Source organism: Pseudomonas sp. FSL R10-0399 (assembly GCF_009600165.1).
Taxonomy (GTDB): Bacteria; Pseudomonadota; Gammaproteobacteria; order Pseudomonadales; family Pseudomonadaceae; genus Aquipseudomonas; species Aquipseudomonas helleri.
Genome location: NZ_WIWK01000018.1, coordinates 1 through 21,322 on the forward strand (window position 1 = coordinate 1; position 21,322 = coordinate 21,322).

At 59.0% G+C, this 21,322-nt stretch carries 15 protein-coding genes; 7 read left to right on the forward strand and 8 right to left on the reverse strand.

Translation table 11 applies throughout. The annotated features are described in order from the left end of the window. Window positions 1-244 precede the first annotated feature (244 nt). Window positions 245-1,771 carry a polyphosphate:AMP phosphotransferase gene (pap, locus tag GHO41_RS07685; RefSeq protein WP_153433323.1) on the reverse strand — a complete coding sequence of 509 codons (1,527 nt, stop codon included), beginning with the start codon at window positions 1,769-1,771 and terminating at the stop codon, window positions 245-247. A gap of 138 nt (window positions 1,772-1,909) precedes the next feature. Here pap and mnmC point away from each other — a divergent pair, with 138 nt between their 5' ends. The 4 genes from mnmC to GHO41_RS07705 all read left to right on the forward strand — a co-directional run bounded on the left by mnmC (window position 1,910) and on the right by GHO41_RS07705 (window position 8,994). Continuing rightward, on the forward strand, window positions 1,910-3,889 hold the full coding sequence (gene mnmC, locus GHO41_RS07690; protein WP_153433324.1) for a bifunctional tRNA (5-methylaminomethyl-2-thiouridine)(34)-methyltransferase MnmD/FAD-dependent 5-carboxymethylaminomethyl-2-thiouridine(34) oxidoreductase MnmC: 1,980 nt from the start codon (window positions 1,910-1,912) through the stop codon (window positions 3,887-3,889). A gap of 309 nt (window positions 3,890-4,198) precedes the next feature. Next, complete coding sequence (locus tag GHO41_RS07695) at window positions 4,199-5,971, forward strand: N-acetylglutaminylglutamine amidotransferase (RefSeq protein ID WP_153427833.1); 1,773 nt, start codon at window positions 4,199-4,201, stop codon at window positions 5,969-5,971. Between the two features lie 3 nt (window positions 5,972-5,974). Beyond that, complete coding sequence (gene ngg / locus GHO41_RS07700) at window positions 5,975-7,720, forward strand: N-acetylglutaminylglutamine synthetase (protein WP_153433325.1); 1,746 nt, start codon at window positions 5,975-5,977, stop codon at window positions 7,718-7,720. A gap of 86 nt (window positions 7,721-7,806) precedes the next feature. Next, a complete protein-coding gene (locus GHO41_RS07705; RefSeq protein ID WP_048368529.1) occupies window positions 7,807-8,994 on the forward strand; it encodes an osmoprotectant NAGGN system M42 family peptidase in 1,188 nt (395 codons plus the stop codon). A 92-nt stretch (window positions 8,995-9,086) separates the two neighbouring features. Here GHO41_RS07705 and cysG read toward each other — a convergent pair whose 3' ends face one another. From cysG to GHO41_RS07735, 6 genes are read right to left on the reverse strand one after another with little or no spacing between them, the layout of a single operon-like run. After that, entirely contained in the window at window positions 9,087-10,481 is a 1,395-nt protein-coding gene (cysG, locus tag GHO41_RS07710; RefSeq protein WP_048368530.1) for a siroheme synthase CysG, read from the reverse strand. Further along, on the reverse strand, window positions 10,482-11,762 hold the full coding sequence (gene serS, locus GHO41_RS07715; RefSeq protein ID WP_048368531.1) for a serine--tRNA ligase: 1,281 nt from the start codon (window positions 11,760-11,762) through the stop codon (window positions 10,482-10,484). Window positions 11,763-11,778: 16 nt separating this feature from the next. Further along, the gene (crcB, locus tag GHO41_RS07720; protein ID WP_048368532.1) at window positions 11,779-12,153 is read right to left on the reverse strand and encodes a fluoride efflux transporter CrcB; all 375 of its coding nucleotides are present in this window, start codon (window positions 12,151-12,153) and stop codon (window positions 11,779-11,781) included. Beyond that, window positions 12,150-13,475, reverse strand: a complete 1,326-nt coding sequence (locus GHO41_RS07725; protein WP_048368533.1) for a replication-associated recombination protein A — start codon at window positions 13,473-13,475, stop codon at window positions 12,150-12,152. Before GHO41_RS07725 ends, crcB begins: the two co-directional genes overlap by 4 nt. A gap of 27 nt (window positions 13,476-13,502) precedes the next feature. Beyond that, window positions 13,503-14,126: an outer membrane lipoprotein chaperone LolA gene (gene lolA, locus GHO41_RS07730; protein WP_153331500.1), complete on the reverse strand. Its 624-nt coding sequence runs from the start codon at window positions 14,124-14,126 to the stop codon at window positions 13,503-13,505. Window positions 14,127-14,178: 52 nt separating this feature from the next. After that, window positions 14,179-16,623: a DNA translocase FtsK gene (locus tag GHO41_RS07735; protein WP_371928870.1), complete on the reverse strand. Its 2,445-nt coding sequence runs from the start codon at window positions 16,621-16,623 to the stop codon at window positions 14,179-14,181. A gap of 373 nt (window positions 16,624-16,996) precedes the next feature. On the opposite strand from GHO41_RS07735, the gene aat reads away from it, so the two are divergent. The 3 genes from aat to infA all read left to right on the forward strand — a co-directional run bounded on the left by aat (window position 16,997) and on the right by infA (window position 18,758). Beyond that, window positions 16,997-17,674: a leucyl/phenylalanyl-tRNA--protein transferase gene (aat, locus tag GHO41_RS07740; protein ID WP_123750417.1), complete on the forward strand. Its 678-nt coding sequence runs from the start codon at window positions 16,997-16,999 to the stop codon at window positions 17,672-17,674. A 58-nt stretch (window positions 17,675-17,732) separates the two neighbouring features. Further along, complete coding sequence (locus GHO41_RS07745) at window positions 17,733-18,440, forward strand: arginyltransferase (RefSeq protein WP_048368537.1); 708 nt, start codon at window positions 17,733-17,735, stop codon at window positions 18,438-18,440. A gap of 99 nt (window positions 18,441-18,539) precedes the next feature. Further along, the gene (infA, locus tag GHO41_RS07750) at window positions 18,540-18,758 is read left to right on the forward strand and encodes a translation initiation factor IF-1 (protein ID WP_002553999.1); all 219 of its coding nucleotides are present in this window, start codon (window positions 18,540-18,542) and stop codon (window positions 18,756-18,758) included. 286 nt (window positions 18,759-19,044) lie between these two features. Here infA and clpA read toward each other — a convergent pair whose 3' ends face one another. Beyond that, window positions 19,045-21,315 (reverse strand): ATP-dependent Clp protease ATP-binding subunit ClpA, encoded by a 2,271-nt coding sequence (clpA, locus tag GHO41_RS07755; protein ID WP_153433326.1) that lies wholly within the window; start codon window positions 21,313-21,315, stop codon window positions 19,045-19,047. Between the last annotated feature and the right edge of the window lie 7 nt (window positions 21,316-21,322).

A 21,322-nucleotide genomic window follows, 5' to 3' on the forward strand; every position in this document is an offset into this window, starting at 1 on the left:
CTGCGTTCGGCCAGCGTGGTTTAACGGGGCCTCTAAGATCAAGATCAAAAGCCAGATCAAGATCAAAAGATCGCGAGACAAGCTCGCTCCTACAGGGTCTTTAGAATCAATAACTTATTTTGTGTTTGATAAGAGGGGCCGCTGGCTGCGATCTTTTGATGTTAAAGGTCAAAAGATCGCAGCCTGCGGCAGCTCCTACAGATCGTATGAAATCGAATTCAGGAGGCGTAGCGCGGCTCAACGCCTAGATACGAATCATGGCCTTGCCCTTTTTGACGTGTTTGTCGCTTTTGGCAAAGGCGGCTTCCAGCGCTTCGTTGATGGTGCGCAACACTTTGACCCGTGCACAGCGTTTGTCATTGGCCGCGACCAGTGTCCATGGCGAAATTTCCGTGCTGGTGCGGTCAACCATGTCGCACACAGCGGTGCGGTACAGGTCCCACTTCTCGCGATTACGCCAGTCTTCTTCAGTAATTTTGAAACGCTTGAACGGGATAGCTTCCCGCTCCTGAAAACGCTCCAGTTGCGTGTCTTTATCGATCGCCAGCCAGAACTTGACGACGATCACCCCCGAATTTTTCAGTTGTTCTTCGAAATCATTGATTTCGCCGTAGGCGCGCATCCAGTCGGCCTGGGTGCAAAAATCCTCGACCCGCTCTACCAGCACCCGCCCATACCACGAGCGGTCAAAGATGGTGAATTTTCCGCGCCCCGGAATCTGTCGCCAAAAGCGCCAGAGGTAAGGTTGTGCGCGCTCGTCCTGCGACGGCGCAGCAATCGGCACGATGTTGTATTGACGCGGGTCGAGTGCCGCCGCAACGCGGCGAATGGCACCGCCCTTGCCCGCTGCATCGTTGCCCTCGAACACCGTAATCAAGGCATGACGGCGCATGCGCTTGTCACGCATCAGGCCCGATAACCGCGCCTGTTCGGTGACCAGTTGCTCTTTATAGTCATCCTTCTCCAGCACCTGGGTCATGTCCAGGCAATCGAGCAGGCTCAACCCATCTCGGCTTTCAGGCAGCAACGGCACGTTGATCGAACGCGGGCGTGCTTTGGGCGCGCTTAACGCGGCTTGCAGCCCTTCAAGTAAAATCTTGCCCACGGTCAGGCCGCGGTAGTGCGGATCGGCACCTTCAACGATGTGCCACGGCGCGTAATCACGACTGGTGCGACGCAGTACACGTTCTCCGTAGCGCACAAACTTGTCGTAGGTTTTGGATTGCTGCCAGTCCAGCGGGCTGATTCGCCAGCTGTGCAGCGGGTCATCCTTCAACGCCTTGAGCCGTGCTTTCATTTGTTTTTTGGACAAGTGAAACCAGAATTTGAAAATGACCGCGCCTTCGTCACAGAGCATGCGCTCCAGGCGCTCGGCCCCGGTGATCGCTTGATCCAGCACCGCGTCCTTGATCACCCCGTGCACCCGGGCCTGGAGCATCTGGCTGTACCAATTGCCGAAAAACACGCCCATGCGCCCCTTGGCCGGCAAATGACGCCAGTACCGCCACGCGGGCGGGCGCGCCAGTTCTTCGTCCGATTGCTGATCAAAGGTGCGCACCTCAATCAGCCGCGGGTCCATCCATTCACTCAGCAGCTTGACTGTTTCACCCTTGCCGGCGCCCTCGATGCCGTTGATCAGCACAATCACCGCTGCGCGCTTTTGCTGGTGCAAGTCGTACTGCGCCTCAAGCAAAGCCTCGCGTAGGGCAGGAACTTCTCTGTCGTAGGTTTCTTTGTCGACGCAATGACCGATTTCTGCAGATTCGAACATGGAAAGCTCCCTGGCAAGATGTCACAAGCCTAGACGATTGATGCCTGTGCGTAACAACAAAACGCATAAAACTGTCATCAATCCGTCGTGCTGTGGCCGATCGGCTAGAATGGCCGCCTTGCCGATGCAGAGCCTCACATGACCATTGAAATGCCCAATGCCCAGCTCGACTGGGATGACCAGGGTCGCCCCCATTCGCGACTGTTTGACGACGTGTATTTTTCAGACAAGTCCGGCCTTGAAGAAACCCGTTACGTCTTTATTGAACAGAATGCCTTGCGCGAGCGCTTCAGCGCCTTGCCTGCCAACGCGCATTTTGTGATTGGTGAAACCGGCTTCGGTACCGGCCTCAACTTTCTCTGTGCGTGGCAACTGTTCGACGAAACGGCGCACCCTGAGGCCCGGCTGCATTTCATCAGTGCCGAAAAATACCCCCTGACCCGCGATGACCTGCACCGCGCCCTCGCCCTCTGGCCGGAGCTGGCGCACTACAGCGAGCAACTGCTGGCCAGCTATTGGGCCATTCATCCGGGGTTTCAAACCCTCAGCCTGGCCAATGGCCGGGTCACGCTCACGCTGCTGATCGGCGATGCGCTGGAGCAACTGCCACAGCTCGATGCACAAGTCGACGCGTGGTTTCTCGACGGCTTCGCGCCCGCGAAAAATCCGGACATGTGGACCCCGGAACTGTTCGCACAATTGGCCCGTTTGGCGGCTCCCGAGTCCACCCTCAGCACCTTTACCAGCACCGGCTGGGTACGCCGCGCGCTGAATGAGGCCGGCTTTAAAATGCGCCGCACGCCGGGTATCGGCCATAAGTGGGAGATCCTGCGCGGGGTCTTTCTCGGCTTGCCGGAAACCGCCTTGCCCGGCGCCACGGTCAAACCCTGGTTCGCTCGCCCACCACAGATCAGCCGCCCGCGCACCGCGCTGGTGATCGGCGGTGGTTTGTCGGGTTGCGCCAGCGCCAACAGCCTGGCCAAGCGCGGCTGGAAGGTGCTGCTGCTGGAGCGTCACGAACGCTTGGCCAAAGAAGCCTCCGGCAACCCGCAAGGGGTGTTGTACCTCAAGCTGTCCGCCCACGGCACGGCACTGTCGCAAATGATCGTCTGTGGCTTTGGCTACACCCGCCGCGTGCTCGAGCACTTGCAGCGCGGACGCGACTGGGATGATTGCGGCGTGTTGCAACTGGGCTTCAATGCCAAAGAGGCCGAGCGTCAGGAGCAACTGGCCGCTGCCTTCCCACCCGCGCTGGTGCACGTGCTGGATCAACCCCAGGCGCAAGCCTTGGCAGGCATAGACCTGGCCCATGGCGGGCTTTTTTACCCGGAAGGCGGCTGGGTGCATCCGCCCGCTTTGTGCCAGTTTCAGACGCTGCACCCCAACGTCAGCGTCTTGACCCACCATGATGTGCTGCAACTCAATAAAGTGCAGGGCCAATGGCAGGCCTGCCAGGGCGAACAGGTACTGGCCAGCGCACCTGTGGTGATTCTGGCCGGGGCAGCCGAGGTCAAACGCTTCCCGGCCAGCAGCGGTTTGCCGCTCAAGCGCATTCGCGGGCAAATCACCCAACTGCTTGAAACCCCGCAAAGCGCGGCGCTTAAAACTGTGGTCTGCGCCGAAGGTTATGTGGCGCCGGGGCGATTGGGCGAGCACACGGTGGGCGCCAGCTTCGATTTTCATAACGAAGACCTGACCACCACACCTGAAGGCCATCAGGGCAATCTGGATTTGCTGGAAGAAATTTCGCCTGACCTGGTACAGCGTCTCGGCGAAGAAAACCTCAACCCGCTGACCTTGCAAGGCTGGGCCGCGTTTCGTTGCACCAGCCCCGACTACCTGCCGATTGTCGGGCCGCTGGCCGATGCCGAAGCATTCAGCCAAGCCTATGCCGTGCTCAGCAAGGACGCCCGGCAGGTGCCCGATACCGAATGCCCGTGGCTTGACGGTTTGTACGTCAACAGCGGCCATGGCTCACGCGGTTTGATCACCGCACCGCTGTCCGGCGAACTGCTTGCCGCCTGGATCAACGACGAACCCCTGCCACTGCCCCGCCCGGTCGCAGAAGCTTGCCACCCCAACCGTTTTGCTGTGCGCGCCTTGGTGCGCAGGCTTTAAAACCGGCCTGCTACCCGGCAGCGCATCCCCCGCGCTGCCGGGGCCAACCGCCCCCTGCGTAGACCCGATCCGCGCCGCGAACAAGCACCGTTGGTAAATTTTATTGAACGATCCAGACCACGATCACTCGATAAAACACGGTCATTCATCGCGGCGCGCGGCATTTTTAACGTCTGTGCGTCGTTTGGGCTGAAGGCATGGCTACCCGCCAAGTCTTCTCTAAACCGTGCCCGCGCTGCCCGCATCCCCTAGGGATGGCGACTGAAGCGGTAGTGACACACATGCCGAAATACCAAGGATTTACACACCATGTGCGGATTAGCTGGCGAGTTACGTTTTGATCATCAACCTGCCGACCTGGCAGCCATCGAACGCATCACCCACCACCTTGCTCCACGTGGCCCCGATGCCTGGGGTTTTCATAGCCAAGGGCCGATAGCCCTGGGCCATCGCCGTCTGAAAATCATGGATTTGTCGGACGGCTCGGCGCAACCCATGATCGACAACCAGTTGGGCCTGTCGCTGGCGTTCAACGGGGCGATCTATAACTTCCCGGAGCTGCGCGCCGAACTCGAAGCGCTCGGCTACGCCTTTTACTCCGGCGGCGACACCGAGGTCTTGCTCAAGGGCTACCACGCCTGGGGCGAAGCCTTACTGCCCAAGCTCAATGGCATGTTCGCTTTTGCCATATGGGAGCGAGATGCAAAACGCTTGTTCATTGCCCGCGACCGCTTGGGCGTGAAACCGCTGTACCTGTCGCGCACCGGCGAACGCCTGCGCTTTGCCTCAACCCTGCCCGCCCTGCTCAAAGGCGGCGATATCAACCCGATGCTCGACCCGGTCGCGCTGAACCACTACCTGAACTTCCACGCCGTGGTCCCGGCCCCGCGCACGTTGATTGCAGGCATTGAAAAACTGCCGCCTGCTACGTGGCTGCGCATTGACGCCGACGGCACCACCGAGAAAAAAACCTGGTGGACACTGCCTTACGGCCCACATGCAGATGAGACCAATCTGACGTTTGAAGACTGGCGCGAACGCGTGCTGGACAGCACCCGTGAAGCCGTCGCCATTCGCCAGCGCGCTGCGGTAGATGTCGGCGTGCTGCTGTCAGGCGGTGTCGACTCCAGCCTGCTGGTCGGTTTGCTGCGGGAAGTCGGCGTACAAGATCTGTCGACTTTTTCCATTGGCTTTGCAGACGCAGGCGGCGAGCGCGGGAATGAATTCGAGTATTCGGATCTGATTGCCGAGCATTACGGCACCCGTCATCACCAGTTACGCATTGGCGAAAACGAAATCATCGAGCAATTGCCGGCGGCCTTCCGGGCCATGAGCGAGCCGATGGTCAGTCACGACTGCATCGCCTTTTACCTGCTGTCGCGCGAAGTCGCCAAACATTGCAAGGTGGTGCAAAGCGGCCAGGGCGCTGATGAATTGTTTGCCGGTTACCACTGGTACCCGCAAGTTGATGGCGCCAGCGATCCTTACGCGGCCTACCGCGAGGCCTTTTTTGATCGCAGCTATGCCGAGTACCAGGCCACGGTGCAGCCACAATGGCTGACCGCCAACGATGCTGCCGGTGACTTTGTGCGCGAGCACTTTGCCCAGCCCGGCGCCGATGCGGGCGTCGACAAGGCGCTGCGTCTGGACAGCACGGTAATGCTGGTGGATGACCCGGTGAAGCGTGTCGATAACATGACCATGGCCTGGGGCCTTGAAGCGCGTACACCGTTTCTGGATTACCGCCTGGCGGAACTGTCGGCGCGCATCCCGGCGCGTTTCAAGCTGCCCAACGGCGGCAAGCATGTGCTCAAGGAAGCCGCGCGCCTGGTGATCCCCAGCGAAGTCATCGACCGCAAAAAAGGCTACTTCCCGGTACCCGGTCTCAAGCATCTGGAAGGCAACACGCGCAATTGGGTACGCGATCTATTGCTGGACCCAAGCCAGGATCGCGGGCTGTTTCAGCCGGCCATGCTGGATAGCTTGCTGAGCCATCCGCAAAGCCAACTGACGCCACTGAACGGTTCCAAACTGTGGCAATTGGCAGCCCTGAATCTGTGGCTGAGCGAACAAGGAATTTGATCAATGAAACCCCTTGCCACCGCCTATAGCCAACGTTTACTACGCGGGCAAACGCCCTCCTACGAGCGACTCCAGGCGCGCTTTGCCGAAGATGGCAGCGCGCTGGATACGCAGCCGGTCGCCGTGCACTGCGGCTGGGGCCGCTTGCTGATCGGGCACACCTTCCCCGACCCGGCACGCCTGGCCAACGAACTGCTGAACGAACAAGCCGGGGAACGCGATATCGCCCTATATGTGGCCGCGCCGCAACAGGTCTTGGCGCAGTCACCGCAACAACTGTTTCTCGACCCTTCGGACACCTTGCGCCTGTGGTTCACCGATTACCGTCCGGCAACCCGGGTGTTTCGTGGTTTCCGCATTCGTCGAGTGCGCAGCGAGGCCGACTGGAGCGCGGTCAATGCCTTGTATCAGGCGCGCAACATGCTGCCGGTCGACCCGGACTTGCTCACCGCACGTCATAACGGTGGCCCGGTGTACTGGCTGGCCGAAGACGAGGACAGCGGCGCGGTAATTGGCAGCGTCATGGGCCTGAACCACCACACGGCATTCCATGACCCGGAAAATGGCAGCAGCCTGTGGTGCCTGGCGGTTGACCCACATTGCTCGCGCCCCGGTGTTGGCGAAGTGCTGGTGCGGCATCTGGTCGAACACTTTATGAGCCGCGGTTTGAGTTATCTCGACCTGTCGGTGCTGCACAACAACCAGCAAGCCAAGAACCTCTACCGCAAACTGGGCTTTCGCACCCTGTCGACATTTGCCATCAAACGTAAAAACGGTATCAACCAACCGTTGTTTCTCGGCCCTGGCCCGGAGGCAGGGCTTAACCCGTATGCGCAGATTTTGGTTGAGGAAGCCTACAAACGCGGCATCGATGTGCACATCGATGACGCCAACGCCGGGCTGTTCACCCTCAGCCATGGCGGACGGCGTATTCGCTGTCGCGAGTCGCTGACCGATCTGACCAGCTCCATCAGCATGAGCCTGTGTCAGGACAAGAGCCTGACCCACAAAGTGCTCAGCGCCGCAGGTTTGAACGTGCCAACCCAACAACGCGCAGGCAATGCCGATGACAACCTCGCGTTTCTCGAAGAACACCTGCGGGTGGTGGTCAAACCGCTGGATGGCGAGCAAGGCAATGGGGTAGCGGTTGATTTGCAAACCATTGAACACGTGCAGGATGCGATCAAGGCGGCGCAGGCCTTTGACAGCCGGGTGTTGCTCGAAAGCTTCCACGAAGGCCATGACCTGCGCATCGTAGTGATTGGTTATGAAGTGGTCGCGGCCGCCATTCGGCGCCCGGCCCAGGTCATCGGCGATGGCCAGCACAACGTCCGTCAACTGATCGAAGCCCAAAGCCGTCGCCGTCAGGCCGCCACCCAAGGCGAAAGCCGCATCCCGCTGGACGCCGAAACCCTGCGTGCCGTGCAAGCGGCTGGTTACGACTACGACAGCATCCTGCCTGCTGGCCAGTTGCTGGCGGTGCGCCGCACGGCCAACTTGCATACCGGCGGCTGCCTGGAAGACGTCACGGCCATCCTTCACCCGGTTCTCGCCGATGCGGCCGTGCGGGCCGCCCGGGCACTGGATATCCCGGTGGTTGGGCTCGACATGATGGTGCCCGGCGCCGACCAGCCCGAGTACGTGTTTATCGAAGCGAACGAGCGCGCCGGGCTGGCCAACCATGAACCGCAGCCCACCGCTGAGCGCTTTATCGACTTGCTGTTTCCGCACAGCCAGCCCGGCCCCTGAACGGTGGGGTCTGTTGACGTTTCTTCGCGCCTGCATTGAAACGTCAACAATCCCTATGTACTGCCTCTCCCGCAAAAGGAGCTTTTATGAGTCATGCCCTGCCAGAACCTGACCTTGAGTACCTGCAACGGGTTCTCCTGGAAATGCTTGCCATCCCCAGCCCGACCGGGTTTACCGACACCATCGTGCGTTACGTCGCTGAGCGGCTTGAAGAATTGGGCATCCCCTTTGAACTGACCCGGCGCGGCACCTTGCGCGCCACGATTAAAGGCCAGCAGAGCGGCCCGGACCGCGCCGTGTCAGCTCACCTGGACACCATTGGCGCCAGCGTTAGGGCCATCAAAGACAACGGCCGTCTGGTGCTGGCCCCGGTTGGTTGCTGGTCCAGCCGCTTTGCCGAAGGCAGCCGGGTCAGCCTGTTTACTGACAACGGCGTGATTCGCGGCAGCGTGTTGCCATTAATGGCGTCCGGCCATGCGTTTAATACCGCCGTGGATGAATTGCCGGTGAGCTGGGACCACATTGAGTTGCGCCTGGACGCCTACTGCGTGACGCGTGCCGACTGCGATTCATTGGGGGTCAATGTTGGGGATTTTGTCGCCTTTGACCCGCTGCCCGAGTTCACCGAAAGCGGCCATATCAGCGCCCGGCACCTGGACGACAAAGCCGGTGTTGCTGCCTTGCTGGCCGCACTCAAGGCCATCGTCGAGAGTGGTGAGCAACCACTGATCGACTGCCATCCGCTGTTCACCATCACCGAAGAAACCGGCAGTGGCGCGGCGGCAGCCTTGCCGTGGGACGTGAGTGAGTTTGTCGGCATTGATATTGCGCCCGTCGCCGAGGGCCAGCACTCCAGTGAACATGCAGTCAGCGTGGCCATGCAGGATTCGGGTGGCCCGTATGACTACCATTTGTCACGGCACCTGTTGGGTTTGGCGACCCACAACGACATACCGGTACGCCGCGATATGTTCCGTTACTACTTCAGTGATGCGCATTCAGCCGTCACGGCGGGGCACGACATTCGCTGTGCCTTGCTGGCATTTGGTTGCGACGCGACCCACGGTTATGAGCGCACGCACATTGATAGTCTGGCGGGGTTGAGCCGCTTATTGAGTGCTTACCTGCTGAGCCCGCCGGTTTTTGCCAGCGACGCCCAACCGGCGCAAGGCTCACTGGACCGTTTTAGTCACCAGTTGGAGCACGATGCCCAGATGGAAAGCGATACCCGCGTGCCGTCGGTCGACAGCCTGGTGGGGGAAAACAGGAGCTGAAAATAATTTGCAGGAGCTAACTTGCCTCGTGATCTTTTAAAGGATCAAAAGATCGCGAGACGAGCTCGCTCCTACAGTGTTTTGCACCGCAGTTAAACCTGCGACTGGGCGCCTTCGAACCACGCCAGCTTCTCACGCAGCAACACCACTTCGCCGACGATCACCAGGGTCGGGGCATGCACTTCGTGCTCTGCGACCAAGGTCGGCAGGTCTTTCAACGTGCCGGTAAACACTCGCTGGTTAGAGGTGGTGCCTTGCTGGATCAATGCAGCCGGGGTGTCCGCCGAGCGACCATGGGCAATCAGTTGCTCGCAGATAATCGGCAAGCCAATCAGGCCCATGTAGAACACCAAGGTTTGCGCCGGAGCGACAAGATCGTTCCATGGCAAGTTGCTGGTGCCGTCCTTTAGGTGGCCTGTCACGAAACGCACGGATTGCGCGTAGTCACGATGGGTCAACGGAATACCGGCATAGGCCGCGCAACCGCTGGCGGCGGTAATGCCCGGCACCACCTGGAAGGGAATCCCGTGGGCTGCCAGCTCTTCGATTTCTTCGCCACCACGGCCAAAGATGAACGGATCACCGCCTTTGAGCCGCACCACGCGCTTGCCTTGCTTGGCCAAGTCCACCAGTTGCTGGTTGATCTGGTCTTGCGGCACTGCGTGATCAGCACGTCGCTTGCCTACGTAGATACGCTCGGCATCGCGGCGGCACAGTTCCAGAATCGCCGGTGCCACCAGACGGTCGTAGAGCACCACGTCCGCCTGTTGCATAAGGCGCAAGGCGCGGAAGGTCAGCAGATCCGGGTCACCCGGCCCGGCGCCCACGAGGTAAACCTCACCCGTGGTCACCGTCGCTTCGCCATTGATCTTGGCCTCTAGCAGACGTTCTGCCTCAGCACCCTGCCCGGCCAACTGACGGTCGGCAATCGGGCCCTGAAACACGTCTTCCCAGAAGCCGCGACGCTGTTGCACATCCGGGAACAGGTTTTTTACCTGACTGCGAAAACGCGCAGCCAAGCCCGCCAGTTGCCCATAGGTCGAGGGGATCCAGGTTTCAATCTTGGCCCGAATCAATCGCGCCAGCACCGGCGCATCGCCGCCACTGGAGATGGCAACGATCAACGGCGAGCGATCAACGATGGCAGGGAAAATCACGCTGCACAGCGCAGGCGCGTCGACCACGTTGACCGGCACGCAACGTCGATGGGCATCAGCGGACACTTGAGCGTTGAGCGGCTCATCGTCGGTGGCGGCGATGACCAGCCCGCACCCGTCAAGGTCGGCCTCGACATAACCGCGCAACACCTGCTCACCGCCGCTACTGTTTACCAACTCGCACAACTGTGGCTCTATCGCGGGCGCAACGACCCGCAACACCGCACCGGCATCGGCCAGCAGGCGAGATTTGCGCAAGGCAATCTCGCCACCGCCGACCACCAGCACACGGCGGCCACGCAGGTTATGAAACAGCGGCAGAAACTCCATTTAGCCGATGACCTCAATACCGCCCATGTAAGGCTTAAGCACTTCTGGCACACGGATCGAGCCGTCGGCCTGCTGGTAGTTTTCCAGCACGGCCACCAGCGTACGACCGACCGCCAGGCCGGAACCGTTGAGGGTGTGAACCAGCTCAGGCTTGCCGGTTTCGGTGTTACGGAAACGCGCCTGCATACGACGGGCCTGGAAATCGCCGCAGTTGGAGCACGACGAGATCTCGCGGTACTTGTCCTGGCTCGGGATCCACACTTCCAGATCGTAGGTCTTGCTTGCGCTGAAGCCCATGTCGCCGGTGCACAGCGCCAAGGTGCGGTATGGCAGTTCGAGCAGTTGCAGAACTTTTTCGGCGTTGCCGACCAGGCCTTCCAGCGCGTCCATCGACGTCGAAGGCTCGACGATCTGCACCATTTCAACCTTGTCGAACTGGTGCTGGCGAATCATGCCGCGCGTGTCGCGGCCCGAAGCACCGGCCTCACTGCGGAAGCATGGCGTGTGCGCCACAAACTTGATCGGCAGCGATTTGTGATCGACGATCTCGCCCGCAACGATGTTGGTCAGCGACACTTCAGCGGTCGGGATCAAGTACAGATCGGCTTCGCCTTCGCGGCTGATCTTGAACAGGTCTTCTTCGAACTTGGGCAACTGGCCAGTGCCCTGCAGCGCAGGTGCCTGAACCAGGTAAGGCGTGTATGCCTCTTCGTAGCCGTGTTCGTTGATGTGCAGGTTGATCATGAACTGCGCCAGGGCGCGGTGCAGGCGAGCGATCGGCCCACGCAGCAAGGCAAAACGGGCGCCGGACAATTTGGCGGCAGTTTCAAAATCCAGCCAGCCGTGTTGCTCGCCCAGGGCGACGTGGTCCTTGATCTCGAAATCAAAGGCTTTTGGCGTGCCCCAGCGGCGAACTTCGACGTTGTCGTCTTCGTCCGCACCCACCGGTACCGATTCATCCGGCAGGTTCGGCAGGCTCAACAGAATCGAGTCCAGTTCGGTCTGGATGGCATCCAGCTCAACCTTGCCGTTGGCCAGATCGCTGCCCATGGTTTCTACACTGGCCATCAGTGGCGCGATGTCTTCGCCGCGCGCCTTGGCCTGGCCAATGCTCTTGGAGATGGCATTGCGCTCAGCCTGCAGACGCTCGGTCAGGGTTTGAACTTCTTTACGCTTGGCTTCCAGCGCGTCGATGCGCGCCACGTCCAGCTTAAAGCCACGGGATGCCAGGCGATCCGCTACGTCCTGCAGGTTCGTACGTAACAGTTTGGAATCGAGCATGTCGGTTTCTCGTTTATCAAAGTTTGGTCAGGGACAGGCCAGCCCAGGTTGCAAGCAGCCCGCCGAATACGCTGATGGCTGCATAGCCCAGTGCCAAAGGCACTTGCCCGCTTTCGAGCAGGCGCACCGTATCCAGTGAAAAGGATGAAAAAGTGGTCAAACCACCCAGGAAACCGACCATTAATCCGGCGCGGACTTCAATCGGTACTTCCGGGCGGATTAAAAAAAGTCCGTAAAGGATGCCAATCAGCAGGCAGCCCACGATATTAACGGCCAATGTCGCGGTATAGAAGTGCTTTGGCCAATTGGCGTTCACCCAATTGCCCGTGGCGAAACGCAACAATGTACCTGCAATACCGCCCACCGTTACCGCAGCGATCAAAGGAATCAAGGTTTTCTCCGCTGTAGAGGGCTGGCCCGATCAAGTGCAGCCAGGTGTTTAAGCTTCTCGCCAATCTTCAATTCGAGCCCGCGCGGGACGGGCTGATACAACGGTAACGGCTCCAGCTCATCCGGGAAGTAGTCTTCACCGGCAGCATAGGCATCAGGCTCATCGTGGGCGTAACGGTATTCGTCGCCATAACCCAATTGCTTCATGAGCTTGGTCGGGGCATTGCGCAAATGCAGCGGGACTTCGAGCGAACCGTATTCGGCGGCGCTGCGCAGCGCGGCCTTGAAGCCCATGTACACCGCGTTGCTTTTCGGCGCACAGGCCAGGTAAGTAATGGCCTGGGCCACGGCCAGCTCGCCTTCGGGGCTGCCGAGACGCTCTTGCACGTCCCAGGCTGACAGGCACAGGCTCAAGGCCCGCGGGTCAGCGTTGCCGATATCTTCACTGGCCATGCGCACCACCCGGCGCGCGATGTACAGCGGGTCACAACCGCCGTCGATCATGCGCGCAAACCAGTACAACGCACCGTCCGGATTGGAGCCACGCACCGATTTGTGCAAGGCCGAGATCTGGTCGTAAAACGCTTCACCGCCTTTGTCGAAGCGCCGCTGGGTATCGCCCAGCAAGTCATGCAACAGGTCGACGCCGATTTCACTGTGGTCTTCGGCCAGGTCAGAGGCGTTTTCCAGCAGGTTGAGCAAACGTCGGCCATCGCCATCAGCGGCCCTGAGCAACGTCTGGAAACCCTCATCGCCCAAGGTCAAGCCGCGTTTGCCCAGGCCTTTGTCTTCGGTCAACGCCCGGTGTACCAACTTGCGCAACGCCGCCTCGTCGAGGCTTTTGAGCACGTAGACCCGCGCCCGTGACAACAGGGCGTTGTTGAGCTCAAAGGAGGGGTTTTCGGTGGTCGCACCGATAAAAATCAGGGTGCCGTCTTCAACGTAGGGCAAGAACGCATCTTGCTGCGACTTGTTGAAGCGGTGCACTTCGTCGACAAACAGAATGGTCCGCCGCCCGTACTGGCCGGCTTGCTGCTTGGCGATTTCCACCGCCTGGCGGATCTCTTTGACCCCGGCCAGGACGGCCGAGACCGTTTCAAAATGAGCATCCGAGACTTCAGCCAGCAGCCGCGCCAGTGTGGTTTTACCCACACCGGGCGGCCCCCAGAAGATCATCGAGTGCAGCGCGCCCTGCTCCAGCGCTTCACGCAGGGGCTTGCCCCGGGCGAGCAGGTGTTGTTGACCGACATACTCATCCAGATTGGTCGCCCGTAGACGGGCGGCCAAGGGCTGGGCAATCGGTGCACTTCGAAACAGATCCATAGCAGCGTTTGAAACCTCGTCCAGGGCTTATTCCTGGATGACATCAGCCCCTTTCGGGATATCGAACTTGAATTTGGACGCCGGGATCGGCTCGTTGGCCTTGACCCCGGTGAACAGCAGATCAGTGCGCTGACCCACGCTATCAACCAGACGCATGTTATTGATCAGGCCACTGCGAAAAGACAGGTTCAGCGAGTCAAACAGGGTGTCTTTGGTTTTGGGCTTGAGCGTGAAGTCGATCACCTCACCCGACTGCCTGGAGGTGATATCAAAGCTTTCGCTGATTTTTGAGACATCACCCGAGAGCAGCAAGGCCGGGGTCTGGGTCAGACGCTGATCAAGCTTCTTGATGGTGACCTGCTCCAGGTCCGGATCCCACAAGGTGACTTTCTGGCCATCAGAAACCATGGTCTGCTCGTTAGGCGCATCGGTGTGCCAGTAGAACAACCCCGGACGCTGCAAGGCCATTTGCCCTTTGGTGTCTTGCAACTGGGTGCCGCTGCCATCGAGGGTCAACTGAGAAAAATTGGCCGTCAACGTTTTCGACCGTTCCAGAAGGTTGGTCAGGCTCTGTACATCCGCCGGAGCGGCACTGGCGGAAAAGGCAGTCAACGCCAAAACCGGTAGCAACAACATGCTGACAAAACGCATGGAAATCCTCATTGATTAGTTAAACCCTGCTTGCAGCTTACCTGCGAGCAGATCAGTCGCGCATTGGAGCCGGCGCTATCACTTCGCGCGAGCCGTTGGTATTCATTGCGGTCACGACCCCGGCCATTTCCATGGACTCGATCATGCGTGCCGCGCGGTTGTAGCCGATCTTCAGTTTGCGTTGAACCGCAGAGATCGAAGCGCGACGGCTTTCGAGCACGAACTGCACAGCCTCGTCGTACAGCGCATCGGTTTCAGCGTCATCGCCGCCTTCACTGCTACCGCCATCAAAGCCGCTACCCGGCTCTTCGACGCCCGCCAGAATGTCATCGTTATAGTCCGGTGTACCACGCTGTTTCCAGGCTTCAACCACACGGTGCACTTCTTCGTCAGACACGAACGCACCGTGTACCCGAATCGGCAAACTTGTGCCTGGCGGCATGTAGAGCATGTCACCGTGGCCCAGCAGTTGTTCGGCGCCACCCTGGTCGATGATGGTACGCGAGTCAATTTTGCTCGATACCTGGAACGCCATACGGGTCGGGATGTTGGCCTTAATCAGACCGGTGATCACGTCTACCGATGGGCGCTGGGTCGCGAGGATCAAGTGAATCCCGGCAGCCCGCGCTTTCTGGGCAATACGGGCAATCAGTTCTTCGACCTTTTTGCCGACGATCATCATCATGTCGGCAAATTCGTCGACCACCACCACGATGGTCGGCAGCTTGGTCAGCAGCGGCGCTTCGTCATGGATGCTTTCGCGCTTGTACAGCGGGTCGCTGATCGGCTCACCCGCCGCTTCGGCATCTTTGATCTTCTGGTTGAAACCGGCCAGGTTACGCACGCCCATCTTGGCCATCAGCTTGTAGCGGCGCTCCATCTCGGCAACGCTCCAGCGCAGGGCGTTGGCCGCGTCTTTCATGTCGGTCACAACCGGGCAGAGCAAGTGCGGAATGCCTTCGTAGATCGACAGCTCAAGCATTTTCGGGTCGATCATGATCAGCTTGGCGTCTTCCGGGCCCGACTTGAACAGGATCGACAGGATCATCGCGTTCACGCCCACCGACTTACCAGAACCGGTGGTACCGGCCACCAACAGGTGCGGCATTTTTGCCAGGTCGGTAATCACCGCCTTGCCGCCAATGTCATGACCCAAGGCCAAGGTAACTGGCGATTTGGCGTCATCGAACTCTGGGGTCGACAGCACTTCGGAGAAGCGCACGATCTGGCGATCTTCGTTGGGGATCTCGATGCCCACCGTGGTTTTACCCGGAATCACCTCAACCACCCGCACGCTGGTCACGGCCAGCGAACGTGCCAGGTCTTTGGCCAGGTTGGCGATACGGCTGACCTTGACCCCGGCCGCTGGCTGGATTTCATAACGGGTAATGACCGGACCCGGATGAATCGAGTCCACCGCCACCTCGACCCCGAATTCCTTGAGCTTGATCTCAAGCAAATGGCCAACAGCCGCGAGGGATTCAGGGGAATAGTTGAGCTGTTTCTTCTCGGCCGGGTCCAGAATCGAGATCGGAGGCAAGGTGCCTTCAACCGCGCTGTCGACAAACAACGGCACTTGTTTCTCTTTTTGCACACGCTTGCTCGGCTCCGGCGCTTTGGCCGGTGCCGGGGTAATTACAGCCGGCACGTGTTTTTCACGCTCGGTCATGTGCTTGGTCAGCGCCTGTTCACGTTCGATCAGGCGTTCTTTGGCCTTGGCCTGCTCACGCTTGTCGGGAACGCTTGGGGCGACCACTTCGTTAACCCGTGTGTCGACTTCACGCAATTGTGCAACCAGTTGCTTGCGCTCATTACGGTCAGACCACCAGCGATTCGCGGCGCCCTGGATCAACTCGAACAGATCAAGGGTGATTTTGCCGGTCACGTCCATGACCTTGAACCACGACAAATCGGTAAAAACAGTCAAACCGAACAGGAACAAGGCAATCAGCAGCAAGGTACTGCCTTGAATGTTAAGCGCGTTCTTCGCCAGATCACCCAGGCTTTCGCCCAGCGCACCACCAGCACCGGCGGGCAAGCCGCTGGCAGAATGGAAGTGAATGTGCGCCAGCGCGGCACCTGAAAGCACCAGAAAAATCAGGCCGACCAGCCGCCACGAAAACAGCAGGCCGCTCCACTGCCACGGCTGATGCCGCTCGCGGAAAATCTGATACGCCTTGATCGCCAGCAGCAGCGGGAAGATGTAGGCAAAATAGCCGAGCACCATGAACAGGATGTCCGCACTGTAGGCGCCCGCAGGCCCGCCAAAGTTCTGCACATCCACCACGCGGCTATTGTGGCTCCAGCCGGGGTCGTCCTTACCGTAGGTCAGCAAGGCCATCATCATGAACAGGCATAGAGCGCCAATAGCGAGCAATGCACCTTCCTTGAGCCGGTAGTGCAATTGCTGACGCCAGAGTGGAACTGTTTTAGGTGCTGCTGTGGATTTCTTCAAAACGCGTCTTTTCCTGCGCCTGTGGCGCGCCCAACAATTGATTGACTGCAAAATACTGCTCAATTCGAGCAGGTGACAAGTTCAGACATGAAACTGGACTAGCCTTGCACACAGCCTTGTAATATGACTCGTCACCCCAAGACCAGCCCGCCAGGGAGTGAGGCGAATGTTGTGCAGTTTAGAACAGCTCAAACAGGCGGGCCATTGTACGGGTTTAAGCCGTGGATGCCACGCTGACGCCAGCGCCGGGCGCGATCATCATGTGCCCGCCCGAGAGCCGCCAATTTGAGCATGCATTGCCTTGTGTGACAAAGACTTATAGCGCTGTCGCGACAGCCACGGATCCGCTCGACTCAGACCGCGGCAACGCGACAGAGTTGCAGCCCCCCTCCCCTCTTCTGTAAGACCGATTGCCATGCTGACCTGGTTAAAACGCGACACCCTGACATTCCCGCCACTGACAACGGCCATGCGCGAACCCAATGGCTTGCTCGCCGCCGGCGGCGATCTGTCCCCTGACCGGCTGATCCAGGCCTATCGCCATGGCTGCTTCCCGTGGTTTTCCGAAGGCCAGCCGATACTCTGGTGGTCGCCAGACCCGCGCACGGTGCTATTCCCGCATGAGCTGCATGTCTCGCGCAGCCTGGCAAAACTATTGCGCCAGCAACGTTACCACGTGACGTTCGACCGCGACTTCGAAGGGGTTATTCGAGCCTGCGCCGAACCGCGAAGCTATGCCGACGGCACGTGGATTACCGAAAAAATGCAAGATGCCTACATCGAGCTTCACGCACGCGGCCACGCGCACTCGGTAGAAGTCTGGGACAACGGCGAACTGGTTGGCGGCTTGTACGGCCTGGCGATGGGCCAATTGTTTTTTGGCGAGTCCATGTTCAGCCGCGCAGACAACGCCTCAAAAGTGGGGTTTGCGACGCTGGTCAGTCACTTGAAGGCCTGGGGCTTTGTGCTGATTGACTGCCAGATGCCGACCAATCACCTCGAAAGCCTGGGCGCCCGCTCAATCCCACGACAACAATTCGCCGATTACCTACACAAACATCTCGATCTACCTACAAACGCAGAGTGGGTTTGATAGGCGAGTTTTGCTGGCTGGCTTACACTTAATTCAAAGATTTCCCTGAGGGCCCATCATGACCGAGCTGGCGCGCTTGAAGTTTTATGCCACTCAACCTCACGTTTGCAGCTACCTGCCCGATGAACAGGCGACCACGCTGTTCCTCGATCCCAGCCAGCCGATGGATGTGCAGGTCTATGCCGACTTGTCCGAAATGGGCTTTCGTCGCAGTGGCGACCACCTTTATCGACCCCATTGCGTGAATTGCGATGCGTGTACACCTGCCCGCATCCCGGTACAGACGTTTATCCCCAATCGCCAGCAAAAGCGTATTTTCAAACGCAATACCGACCTCCAGGTCAAGGCCGCCAAGCCCAGTTTTAGCGATGAGTACTTCGCCCTCTACAAGCGCTACATCGAACTACGGCATGCAGACGGCGACATGTACCCGCCAAGCCGTGAGCAATTTTCGACGTTTTTGGTGCGCGACTTGCCGTTCTCGACGTTTTACGAGTTTCGTCTCGACGGACGGTTACTGGCCGTGGCGGTCACTGACGTGCTGCCCAATGGTTTGTCGGCGGTGTATACCTTCTACGAGCCTGACGAAGAGCGCCGCAGCCTGGGCCGTTACGGGATTCTCTGGCAAATTGCCGAAACCCGCCGCCTAGGGCTGAATGCGCTGTACCTCGGGTACTGGATCAAGAACTGCAAAAAGATGAATTACAAGACTGAATATCGGCCCATTGAGCTGCTGATTAATCAGAGATGGAGCACTCTTTACTGAACCCCTTGGCTTAAACCCTACTTTTCGGGCACAATGCACGCCGCTTTTGCCTGGCGCAGTTGCACCGGGCCATTCACTGGACACCGAGGGCTTTACTGCATGTCGAAAGAAGACAGCTTCGAAATGGAAGGCACTGTCGTCGACACCCTGCCCAACACCATGTTTCGTGTGGAGTTGGAAAATGGGCACGTCGTAACCGCGCATATTTCCGGCAAGATGCGCAAGAACTACATTCGTATTCTTACCGGTGACAAAGTGCGCGTCGAACTGACGCCCTATGACTTGAGCAAAGGGCGCATCACTTACCGCGCTCGTTAATCAAGTCAATACAAGACGCCCGGCTCTGCCGGGCGTTTTTGTTTGCCTGCGATATGACGAACGCCTGGCCTGACTGTAGGAGCGAGCTTGCCTCGCGATCTCTTGATCTAAGCCCCCCTCACCCTAGCCCTCTCCCGCAGGAGAGGGAACCGATTGGGGGATGCTGAAGATACTCGCCGGCCTGCTTGCTACGCGACAGCGCGGCGTCGAAGACGAGGCGGCAGCTCCTACAGGGTTTACCTATAAAAAAAGCGCCTTTCGGCGCTTTTTTTATTTCACGGTCACATCAAGCCATTTCAAGGTCTGTTTCAAACTCGAAGACCAACTCGCCGTCTTTGAGGTCGATGTTAACCACACCGCCGTGATCAGCCAGCTCACCAAAGAGAATCTCTTCAGCCAGTGGGCGCTTGATTTTGTCCTGAATCAGACGCGCCATCGGGCGGGCGCCCATGGTCACGTCGTAGCCGCCAGCCGCCAACCAGCCGCGCGCGGCATCGGTCACCACCAACTGCACGTGCTTGTCTTCCAACTGCACTTGCAACTCGGTGAGGAACTTGTCCACCACGTGTTTGATCACTTCATGGCTGAGGCGACCAAATTGAATGATGGTGTCCAGGCGGTTACGGAACTCAGGGGTGAAGCTCTTCTTGATCACTTCCATTGCATCGGTGGCGTGATCCTGCAAGGTAAAGCCGATCGAGGCCCGTGAAGCCGTCTCTGCACCCGCGTTCGTGGTCATGATGATGATCACGTTACGGAAGTCAGCCTTGCGCCCGTTGTTATCGGTCAGCGTGCCGTGGTCCATGACCTGCAGCAGCAGGTTGAAAACCTCAGGGTGCGCCTTCTCGATTTCATCCAGCAGCAGTACGCAGTGCGGTTGCTTGGTGATGGCTTCGGTGAGCAGGCCGCCCTGATCAAACCCGACATAGCCTGGAGGCGCACCGATCAGACGCGATACGGTGTGGCGCTCCATGTACTCGGACATGTCAAAGCGAATCAGCTCAACACCCAGCGCCTTGGACAACTGGCGCGCAGCTTCGGTTTTACCCACACCGGTCGGGCCTGCGAACAGGAACGAACCGACAGGCTTGTCTGGCGACTTGAGCCCGGCACGCGACAGCTTGATGGCCGTCGACAAGGAATCAATCGCCGCATCCTGACCAAACACCGTCAGCTTGAGGTCGCGCTCAAGGTTACGCAGCAGCTCTTTATCGGAGCTGGAGACGCTCTTAGGCGGAATACGGGCGATTTTCGCCACGATGTCTTCGACCTGTTGCACATCGATACGCAGAGCGCGTTTTTCAACCGGCTGCAGGCGCTGATACGCCCCCGCCTCGTCGATCACGTCAATGGCTTTGTCCGGCATGTGCCGGTCATTGATGTAGCGTGACGCCAGCTCGGCCGCCGCACGCAGGGCCTCATCAGTGTATTCAATACCGTGATGCTGCTCGAAACGCCCTTTAAGGCCACGCAGAATACCGATGGTGTCTTCAACCGAAGGTTCGGACACGTCGACTTTCTGGAAGCGCCGCGCCAGGGCACGGTCTTTTTCAAAGATCCCGCGAAATTCCTGGAACGTAGTCGAACCAATGCAACGGATCTCACCCGAGGACAGCAGGGGCTTGAGCAGGTTGGAAGCGTCCATTACGCCACCGGACGCCGCGCCCGCACCAATAATGGTGTGGATCTCGTCGATGAACAAAATGGCCTGCGGACGCTTTTTCAGCTCGCCGAGCAACGCTTTGAAGCGCTTCTCGAAATCGCCGCGGTACTTGGTGCCGGCCAGCAAGGCACCCAGATCCAGCGAATAGACGATGCTGTTGGCCAGCAGGTCCGGCACCTGGTTATCAACGATGCGCTTGGCCAGGCCTTCGGCAATCGCGGTTTTACCCACGCCTGCCTCGCCCACCAGCAGCGGGTTGTTTTTACGGCGACGCGCCAGAATCTGCGCAACGCGCTCAACTTCGTTTTCACGCCCCACCAGCGGATCAATCCGGCCCTGGCGAGCCAGCTCGTTCAGGTTGCTGGCGTAAGCATCCAGAGGATTGCTTGAAGACGACGACTCACCGCCCTCTTCATCCTGCATTTCGTTCTCGTTTTCAGCGTGATCGCCATGGCCCGGCACTTTGGAAATACCATGCGCGATAAAGTTGACCACATCGATGCGGGCAACGCTCTGCTGCTTGAGAAAGAACACCGCCTGGCTTTCTTGCTCACTGAAAATCGCCACCAGCACATTCGCGCCGGTGACTTCACGTTTGCCGGAGCTTTGTACGTGGAACACAGCGCGCTGCAAGACGCGTTGAAAACCCAGGGTTGGCTGAGTTTCACGGTCTTCGTCGTGGACAGGGATCAGGGGGGTGGTGGAATCAATAAACTCTTGCAGGTCATGCTTGAGTTTGTCGAGGTTTGCGCCACAGGCGCGTAGAACGGTTGCGGCCGCCTCATTATCCAGAAGCGCTAGAAGGAGGTGCTCGACCGTCATGAACTCATGACGCTTTGAGCGTGCTTCCTTGAAGGCCAGATTGAGGGTGACTTCGAGCTCGCGATTTAACATGGCTTCA